The sequence below is a fragment of the Streptomyces sp. NPDC059371 genome (assembly GCF_042751995.1).
Lineage (GTDB): Bacteria > Actinomycetota > Actinomycetes > Streptomycetales > Streptomycetaceae > Streptomyces.
Map to the genome: position 1 here is coordinate 69,784 of NZ_JBHYXD010000038.1, position 8,301 is coordinate 78,084.

Consider the following 8,301-nt stretch of genomic DNA (forward strand, 5'->3'; position numbering starts at 1 on the left):
CAATCCACTCGGCCTGTGACCTGCCGGCCTGCGACCTGCCGGCCTGCGACCTGCCGGCCTGTGATCTGCCGGCTCGTGATCTGTCGGGTCGTGACCTGTCGGTCCTCGGCCTGACCCGCCCTCGGCCTGACCCGCCCTCGACCCGACCCGTCCTCGGTCGTGCTCCGGCCCGTTCCGGACTAGTGGCTGCTGCCCGTGAGGTGGGCGAAGACGACCACGTTCCCCTGGTAGCCCGTCGTCCGCGAGTAGCCGCCTCCGCAGGTGATGACCCGCAGCTCGGGCCGGTTCGCGGCGCCGTACACCTTCGCGTCGGGGAAGGAGCGGGAGTCGTACACCGCGACGGCGTCGACGGTGAAGACGGCCGTCCTGCCGTCGAGCCGGTCCACCTCGACCGTGCTGCCCTTGCGGAGCGAGCCCAGGTCGTAGAAGACGGCGGGGCCCTCCGCGTTGTCGACGTGCCCGGCCACGATCGCGGTGCCGCGTTCACCGGGGCTGGTCCCCGCCTCGTACCAGCCGGCCAGGTTCTTCTTCTGCGCGGGCGGCACGTCCAGGCTGCCCTGCGGGGTGAGGCCGAGGCCGATCAGCGGGGCGTCCACGCCGATCGCGGGGATCCGGATGCGGTCCGGCGGGGAGTGCGGCATCGAGGGGGCCACGGACCGCGCCGGTTTCCCGGAGGCCGCCGACTGCGCCGCGGACGGCTGGGGCGGCGGGTGCGCCTCGGCGCCGCGGCCCAGCAGCCAGGCACCCGAGCAGAGGGCGACGACCGTGACCGACGCTATGACGGCATTGCTGACCCGGCGCACGCGAGCCTCCTCACGGGATTCCTTCCGGGGCGGGACCGGCCGGCGCCCGCGACGGCCGTGGGGTGTGCTGAAGGGGCCGGTCCCTTCCCCCTCCGGGCCGCGAGGGGCGTCGGGCCACGGAGGGGGAGGGGACGGCGGTACCGGCGGACGGACAGCGGAGGGTGCCCGTCAGATCCCGTCGCCTCTCGCCCGGCGATGCAGGAGCCAGGTACCGCCCGCGGCGGCGACGGCCAGCGCCGCCACTCCCGCCGCGGTCTGTACGGGGTCGGGGCCCAGCGCGCCGCCGACACCCGTGTCCACATGCCCGCGCGGCCGGACCTGCTCGCGCGTGGCGGCCAGCGTCACCAGCAGGTCGCCGGTGACGCGCCGGCCGTGGGAGCACGTCGCGACGATCTCGTACGTCCCTGGCTGCGCGCTGGGCGGAACCTGGAACTGGCCGATCGCGTCGTGCTCGTGCGCGCTGGCGGCGAGCGTGAAGGTACCGCCGCCCACCGCGTCGGCGTCCCCGCTCGCGGTGCCGTCCGAGCCGCACGCGGCCGTGTTGACGGTGACGTCGGCGCCCGGGACGACACTGGAGGGGAACACCTCCAGACTTCCGGTGTCCCCGCCGTACACGGGCGCGGCGGCGAGCCCCGCGACGGCGACGGCGAGCGCGGTACCGGTCAGCAGACGGGCGGTACGTCGCATCGTGCCAGCTCCTCCGAGGGGGCGCGGCCCGCGGCACCCCCAAGTGCCGCAGCGTCGGTCGCACCCCTGCCTTTCCGAGGTAAGTGGCACATGACCGGGGCCGCTCTCTGATGGTGTGTCAGAAATGATGTGAACGGGTGTCAGGAGGGCGGCCGGAAGGGGGAGGGACGTCCGGTATTCCGGCAGGTCACCGGTCTGTGCCCGGTGTACCGCGCACGGGAATCGGAAGGGGCCGGGGGCGCGGGTGTGAATGGGTGACCGGGTTCGCCCGCCGCTGCTTGGACCGTCTGCCCGTCTGCCCGTCTGCCCGTCTGCCCGTCCGGCCGTCTGCCCGTCTGCCCGTCCGGCCGTCTGCCCGTCCGGCCGTCTGCCCATCCGGCCGTCCGTCCGGCCCGCTGGTCGGGGGCGGGTGTGCGGACCGGTCCTGGGCGTCGGCCGGGAGGCGTGTCAGGGTGTGCGGCACGTCACACCGCGACATCCGGAGGGCGCGATGATTCCCCGGGGGTCCGCCGGTCTTCACCGATGTGACCCGGACGCGTGCGACGGTTGAGCGCGCGGCGCGGCCGAGAACGCGTGACGTGGTCGAGACAGCGACGAGGAGTGAGTCCCATGCGCATCGTGATCAGTGAGTTCATCAGCCTGGACGGCGTCGTGCAGGCACCGGGCGGTCCCGAGGAGGACACCGACGGAGGCTTCGCGCACGGCGGCTGGTCCCACCCGTACTTCGACCCGGAGGTCGTGGGCGGCGCGTTCGCGGCCGGGCTCTCCAGTGCCGAGGGGCTGCTGTTCGGGCGCCGCACCTGGCGGACGATGGCCGGGGCGTGGCCCGAGCGGGCGGGCGACCCGTTCGCCGACCGCATGAACTCCCTGCCCAAGTACGTGGTCTCCGGCACCCTCGGCGAGGCCGAGCTGGCGGCCTGGGACAACACCACGCTCATCCCGGCCGGTGAGGCCGTCGCCCGGATCCGTGAGCTGCGCGCGGCAGACGGCGGCGACCTCGCGATGATGGGCAGCCCCACCCTCGTCCGCACCCTGCTGGCAGAGGGCCTGGTCGACGAGCTCCAGCTCATCCGGATGCCGGTGATCCTCGGCGGCGGAAAGTCGATCTTCCCCGAGGACGGGATGAAACGCGCGCTCGAACACGTTTCCACCGTCACCGCGAAGACGGGTGCGGACGTGAGCGTGTACCGGCCGGTGCGGGAGGACTAGGACCCGCCGGGGGCGGACATGCTCATGGCGAGCCCGGGGGGGGGGGGGGGGGGGGTCGCGCGCGCGGTCGCGCGCGCCCGCTGGCACGCCCGCGCGCCGCCGGGGGGAGAGCGCCCCCCCCCCCCCCGCCGCGCCCCCCCCCCCCCCGCCCCCGGGACCCCCCCCCCGGCGGCCGGGCCGCTATCTCCCCCGGGCGCGCGCGCCCGGGGATCCCTCCCGGCCGGAGTGGCCGTAAGGCGTCCGGCGCGGGGTCAGCCCACGGAGACCGCCGACCAGGCCGCGGCCACGGCGGCGTACTCGGCGCTGCCCACCCCGTAGAGGTCCTTGGCCGCGTTCAGCGTGGCGGTGCGCGCGCCGGCGTAGTTCGTGGATGACGTCATGTAGACCGTCAGCGCGCGGTACCAGATCCTGCCGACCTTGTCGTGGCCGATGCCGGTGACGGTGGCGCCGTTGCAGGTGGGGGAGTCGTAGGCGACGCCGCCCACGGTCTTCGCCCCGCTGCCCTCCGAGAGCAGATAGGCGAAGTGGTTGGCGACGCCCGACGAGTAGTGGACGTCGAGGTTGCCGACCGAACTGCTCCAGCAGTCCGCCGAGTTGCCGTCCTTGGAGGGCTTGTCCATGAAGCGGAGGGCGGGTTTGCCGAAGCCCGGGCGGACGATCTTCTCGCCGATCAGATAGTCGCCGGGGTCCGAGGCGTTGCCCGCGTACCACTCGACCATGGTCCCGAAGATGTCCGACGTCGCCTCGTTCAGACCGCCGGACTCGCCCGAGTACGTCAGCGCGGCCGTCTTCGAGGTCACCCCGTGCGACATCTCGTGCCCGGCGACGTCCAGCGCGACCAGCGGTCCGAACGTCGAGCCGTCACCGTCGCCGTACGTCATGCAGAAGCAACTGTCGTCCCAGAAGGCGTTGTTGTAGTTCTTGCCGTAGTGGACGCGGTTGTACGAGCCCTTGCCGTCGCCCGCGATGCCGTTGCGGCCGTGGATGTTCTTGTAGTAGTCCCAGGTCGCGTCGGTGCCGTACTGCGCGTCCACGGCCGCGGAGGAGCGGTCCGAGGCCGTGCCCGTGCCCCAGTGGTTGTCGGCGTCGGTGAAGAGCGTCGCGGGCGCCCGGCTGATGCAGATCCCGAAGATGCACAGGTCCGTCTTGTTCGCCGCGTCGCCCGTGTACGTGTTCCCGCGCGTCGGATCCTTGAGCTGGTACGTCGATCCGGACGCGGTCGTCTCCAGCGGAACCGTGCCGCCGTAGAGGGAGTTGCCGTCGCCCGTCGCCGTCTCGACGCTGTCCCACGCGTCGATCCGCGCGCCGGTGCGGGCGTCGGTCAGGACCGTGCGCGCGACCGGATTGCCGAGCCCGTCCTGGCCCACCGCGTCGGTGCGCCAGGCGAGCCGCGGAGTGCCGTGCAGGGCGTCGACGACCAGCCGCGGTTCGGCCGTGACCTTCTTCAGCGCCTCGCCGGGGTTGGCGGCGCGCAGCGCGTTCACCGCGAGGCCGGCCGCCTTCGCGCCGGAGAGCCTCGGGGTGACGCCGGCCAGCGAGATCGCCTTCGGTGTCGCGCGGTCGGCGCCGCGGTACGAACCGTCCCGTGTCAGGTGGACCACGAAGTCGCCGCCGAGCACGGGGAGTTCGCGGTAGGTCCGGTCGTAGCGCACGTGCTGGGCGCCGTCCTTGTCGACGACGACGTCCCGGACGGTGGTGCCCTGGGCCGAGGTGAGACCCAGGTTCGCGGCGTGGGCCGCGAGCACCGAGGCCGCGTTCTCGATCGCGGTCGCCCGGGTCGGCGCGCTGTCGGCGTTGGCGGCCGGGGCGAGCGCGGCGGCCAGCAGGGTGGCCGTGGTCACGGCGGCGCCGGCGGTGGCGAGAGAGGAACCGCGGATGTGCCGTATTCGACTCATCGGTCTCCTTGGGGAGGTGCCTCGGGGAGGCGTGTGGGGGAAGGGCGTGGGGGGAGAGGGCCTGTGGGGAGGCACGGAAAGCCGCTCCGATTTAAAGGTGCATGACATGTCATGTCCATAGAGGCGACCGGGTGCGTGCTGGATGCGGCGAGAATCGTTTCCGTACCCTCACGAATGGAGGCGCTCATGGAACTGCCGGCCTGCCTGGCCGTCCTGACCACGACGGACGCGGCGGAGAAGGCGGAAGCCCTGGCCCGGGGCGCGGTGGCGGCGCGGGTCGCGGCCTGCGCCCAGATCTCGGGGCCGGTCACATCCGTCTACCGCTGGCAGGGCGCCGTGGAGACGGCCTCCGAGTGGAGGGTCCAGTTCAAGACGACCGCCGCGCGCTACCCGGCGCTGGAGGAGTACCTCCTGGACGCCCACGACTACGACACGCCCGAGATCATCGCCACCCCGGTAGTGGCGGGAAGCCCGGACTACCTGCGCTGGCTGGAGCAGGAGACGGCCCCTTGAGCACCGTCGACCCCTGCGGCGGCGGGGAGCTGCCAGGTGAAGGGGAGCTGCCCTTCTTCGTCTACGGCACCCTGCGGCCCGGCGAACACAACCACGACCTGTTCCTGCGCGGCCGCACCCGCTCCGAGGAGCCCGGGCGGATGCGCGGGCTCGTGCTGTACGCCGGGCCCGGATACCCGTACGCCGTCGACGAGCCCGGTGGCGCGGTGTGCGGCGAGATCGTGACCGCGCGGCCCGGGTCGTACGAGGAACTCCTCGCGGAGCTGGACGAGTTGGAGGAGTACGTGCCGGGCGACGCGACCAGCCTGTACGAGCGGGTCGCGCGGGACGCCGTGCGCGCGGACGGCGTCACGGTCGTGCGGACCTGGGTGTACGTCGCCTCGCCCGCGGTGGCGGCCCGCCTGCGCTCCGGCGGCGAACCGATCGAGGACGGCGACTGGCGCGGTCAGCGTGCGTCCTGACCCTCCGGCGCGGACCGCCCGGCGGGTCCGGGATCTTCCGCCGAACCGGAACCGGAACCGGAACCGGAACCGGAGCCCGGGCCGGACTGGCGGGCGGGTTCGGGTGCGTCCGGCGACCGGGAGCCGGGGTGCCCGCCCGGCTCGGGGGCCTTCGTCGAGCAGGAGCTGAGTCCGATGCCCAGGGCGGCGCCCACGGCCGCCCCGCTGAGCGCGAGGACACGTCGTCGGGTCAAGTCGCGGTCGGCCATGGCCGCACCCTAGGGGCGGAAGGGGCCTCGGCTCCGGGGGCGCACGGAACGGCCACCCGCACGGGTGCACACCGGGCACGGCGGGGAACCGCGGCGCCCACGTACCGGGTGAGGCGTCAGTCCTCGTGTGCCGCCTCCAGCCGTACCGCGCACGCCTTGAACTCCGGCATCCGGGAGACCGGGTCGAGGGCCGGGTTGGTGAGCGTGTTAGCGCGGCCCTCCCCGGGCCAGTGGAAGGGCATGAACACGGTGTCGGGGCGGATGGCGGTCGTGAGCCGGGCCGGGGCGACGGCCCGGCCGCGCCGCGACACCACCGTCACGGCGTCCCCGTCCGCCGCGCCGAGCCGTTCCGCCAGCCGCGGATGCATCTCCACGAACGGGCCGGGCGCGGCGGCGTTCAGTTCGTCGACGCGCCGGGTCTGCGCCCCCGACTGGTACTGGGCCACCACCCGCCCGGTGGTCAGCAGCACCGGGTACTCGTCGTCCGGCTCCTCGGCGACGGGCCGGTGCGACACGGGAACGAACCGCGCCCGGCCGTCCTCGGTGGCGAACCGGTCGAGGAAGAGCCGGGGCGTGCCCGGATGGAGCCCGCCACCGGAGCCCTCGACCGCGGCGCTCGCGACCGCCGGCTCCGCGTTGGAGGTCTCCCCGGCCGCGTCCGGGATCTCCTGGGCCGGGCAGGGCCAGAACACCCCGTTCTCCTCCGCCAGCCGGTGGTAGGTGATCCCCGAGTAGTCCGCCGGACCCCCCGCGCTCGCCCGGCGCAGTTCCTCGAAGACCTCCTCCGGGTCGGCGGGAAAGCCCTTCTCCACGCCGAGGAGCGCGGCGAGTCCGTGCAGCACCTCGAGATCGCTGCGGACCCCCTCGGGAGGGCTGAGCGCGCGCCGGCGCAGCAGCACACGGCCCTCCAGACTCGTCGTCGTGCCCGTCTCCTCCGCCCACTGGGCGACCGGCAGGACGACGTCCGCGAGCGCGGCGGTCTCGGAGAGGACGACATCGGCGACAGCGAGGAAGTCCAGCGACTTCAGGCGTTCCTCGATGTGCGCCGCGTGGGGCGCGGACACCACCGGGTTCGACCCCATCAGCAGCAGGGAGCGGATGTCCGTCCCCATCGCGTCCAGGAGCTCGTACGCGCTGCGCCCGGGCCCGGGCAGCGTGGCGGGGTCGATGCCCCACACCTCGGCCACATGCCGCCGTGCCGCCGGGTCGGTGAGCTTGCGGTACCCGGGCAACTGGTCTGCCTTCTGGCCGTGTTCGCGCCCGCCCTGCCCGTTGCCCTGCCCGGTGAGACAGCCGTATCCGGACAACGGCCGCCCCGAACGCCCGGTGGCCAGACAGAGGTTGATCCACGCGCTCACGGTGTCGGTGCCCTTGGACTGCTGCTCGGGACCGCGCGCGGTCAGGACCATGGCGTTCTCGGGCTCGCAGAACATCCGCACGGCGGCGCGGAGTTCGGGAACGGACACCCCCGTGATCCGTTCCACGTACTCCGGCCAGTGCGCCATCGCCGCGGCCCGCGCCTCCTCCCAGCCGCTCGTACGGTCCCGGATGTACTCCGCGTCCGTACGCCCCTCGGCGACGATCAGGTGCAGCATTCCGAGCGCGAGCGCCAGATCCGTCCCCGGGCGCGGTGCCAGGTGCAGGTCCGCCTGCTCGGCCGTGCGGGTGCGGCGCGGGTCGATGACGATCAGGGTGCCGCCGTTCTCCTTCAGCTCGGTGACGAACCGCAGCGCGGGCGGCATCGTCTCGGCGAGATTGGAGCCGACGAGGATCACACAGCCGGTCCGCGGGACGTCCTCCAGCGGAAAGGGCAGCCCCCGGTCGAGACCGAAGGCCCTGACACCGGCCGCCGCCGCGGACGACATGCAGAAGCGGCCGTTGTAGTCGATCTGCGAGGTGCCGAGGACGACACGGGCGAACTTCCCGAGGGTGTAGGCCTTCTCGTTGGTCAGTCCGCCGCCGCCGAACACCCCGCAGGCGTCCGGCCCGTGGTCCGCGCGCGTACGGGCGAGCCCCTCGGCGGTCCGGGACAGTGCCTCGTCCCAGCCCGCGGGCCGCAGGACGCCTCCGGTGCGGACGAGCGGCGAGGTGAGCCGCACCCGGGACGACAGCAGCGCGGGCGCCGTCCGCCCCTTGCCGCACAGCGCGCCCCGGTTCACCGGGAAGTCCGCGCGCTCGGTCACCGCGACACCGCCGCCCGGCGCGGGCGTCAGGTTCATCCCGCACTGCAGGGCGCAGTACGGGCAGTGGGTGGGCGTCACGGAGGCCGTCATGGCCCCAGCCTGCGGCGGGCGTGTTACGCGCCGGGGAGGCAGGCGTTACGCCACCGGGGCGGACATCTCCCGCCCACGCCGGGCCCGCGGTGAGATCTCCCGGAGGGGACCTCCTCGGCTAGGTCGTGTCCGCAAAGTCTCGCCTGCCCGGCGACGCCTGGCACGCTCCCCCAAGCTCTTCGAGCAGGGGGGACCCCCACTCGCCGCACCGG

General features: G+C 73.8%; 8 protein-coding genes. 3 read left to right on the forward strand and 5 right to left on the reverse strand.

Features of this window, described 5'->3' with window-relative positions:
• Positions 1 to 179 precede the first annotated feature (179 nt).
• Positions 180 to 803 carry a class F sortase gene (locus tag ACFXGX_RS22120; RefSeq protein WP_384793848.1) on the reverse strand — a complete coding sequence of 208 codons (624 nt, stop codon included), beginning with the start codon at positions 801 to 803 and terminating at the stop codon, positions 180 to 182.
• A gap of 168 nt (positions 804 to 971) precedes the next feature.
• Positions 972 to 1,490, reverse strand: coding sequence for a hypothetical protein (locus ACFXGX_RS22125; protein WP_384793850.1), 519 nt, complete (start codon positions 1,488 to 1,490; stop codon positions 972 to 974).
• A gap of 609 nt (positions 1,491 to 2,099) precedes the next feature.
• On the opposite strand from ACFXGX_RS22125, the gene ACFXGX_RS22130 reads away from it, so the two are divergent.
• The gene (locus ACFXGX_RS22130) at positions 2,100 to 2,699 is read left to right on the forward strand and encodes a dihydrofolate reductase family protein (RefSeq protein WP_384793853.1); all 600 of its coding nucleotides are present in this window, start codon (positions 2,100 to 2,102) and stop codon (positions 2,697 to 2,699) included.
• A gap of 251 nt (positions 2,700 to 2,950) precedes the next feature.
• Here ACFXGX_RS22130 and ACFXGX_RS22135 read toward each other — a convergent pair whose 3' ends face one another.
• Positions 2,951 to 4,594, reverse strand: coding sequence for a M4 family metallopeptidase (locus ACFXGX_RS22135; protein WP_384793856.1), 1,644 nt, complete (start codon positions 4,592 to 4,594; stop codon positions 2,951 to 2,953).
• Between the two features lie 186 nt (positions 4,595 to 4,780).
• Between ACFXGX_RS22135 and cutA the strand changes: the two genes are divergently transcribed.
• A complete protein-coding gene (gene cutA, locus ACFXGX_RS22140; RefSeq protein WP_384793858.1) occupies positions 4,781 to 5,107 on the forward strand; it encodes a divalent-cation tolerance protein CutA in 327 nt (108 codons plus the stop codon).
• Positions 5,104 to 5,568, forward strand: coding sequence for a gamma-glutamylcyclotransferase family protein (locus tag ACFXGX_RS22145; protein ID WP_384793861.1), 465 nt, complete (start codon positions 5,104 to 5,106; stop codon positions 5,566 to 5,568). The genes cutA and ACFXGX_RS22145 overlap by 4 nt, the downstream gene beginning before the upstream one ends.
• Here the strand turns inward: ACFXGX_RS22145 and ACFXGX_RS22150 are convergent.
• Together ACFXGX_RS22150 and ACFXGX_RS22155 are read right to left on the reverse strand one after the other, a co-directional pair.
• Positions 5,553 to 5,816 carry a twin-arginine translocation signal domain-containing protein gene (locus ACFXGX_RS22150; protein WP_384793864.1) on the reverse strand — a complete coding sequence of 88 codons (264 nt, stop codon included), beginning with the start codon at positions 5,814 to 5,816 and terminating at the stop codon, positions 5,553 to 5,555. The two genes, ACFXGX_RS22145 and ACFXGX_RS22150, sit on opposite strands and share 16 nt — an antisense overlap.
• A gap of 116 nt (positions 5,817 to 5,932) precedes the next feature.
• Positions 5,933 to 8,089 carry a molybdopterin oxidoreductase family protein gene (locus ACFXGX_RS22155; RefSeq protein WP_384793867.1) on the reverse strand — a complete coding sequence of 719 codons (2,157 nt, stop codon included), beginning with the start codon at positions 8,087 to 8,089 and terminating at the stop codon, positions 5,933 to 5,935.
• Positions 8,090 to 8,301 lie beyond the last annotated feature (212 nt).

What these genes read in the sequence shown, in the direction of transcription:
- ACFXGX_RS22125 (WP_384793850.1), bottom strand. Translation starts at nt 1,490, where the DNA reads ATGCGACGTACCGCCCGTCTGCTGACCGGTACCGCGCTCGCCGTCGCC.
- ACFXGX_RS22130 (WP_384793853.1), top strand. Translation starts at nt 2,100, where the DNA reads ATGCGCATCGTGATCAGTGAGTTCATCAGCCTGGACGGCGTCGTGCAG.
- ACFXGX_RS22135 (WP_384793856.1), bottom strand. Translation starts at nt 4,594, where the DNA reads ATGAGTCGAATACGGCACATCCGCGGTTCCTCTCTCGCCACCGCCGGC.
- cutA (WP_384793858.1), top strand. Translation starts at nt 4,781, where the DNA reads ATGGAACTGCCGGCCTGCCTGGCCGTCCTGACCACGACGGACGCGGCG.
- ACFXGX_RS22150 (WP_384793864.1), bottom strand. Translation starts at nt 5,816, where the DNA reads ATGGCCGACCGCGACTTGACCCGACGACGTGTCCTCGCGCTCAGCGGG.
- ACFXGX_RS22155 (WP_384793867.1), bottom strand. Translation starts at nt 8,089, where the DNA reads ATGACGGCCTCCGTGACGCCCACCCACTGCCCGTACTGCGCCCTGCAG.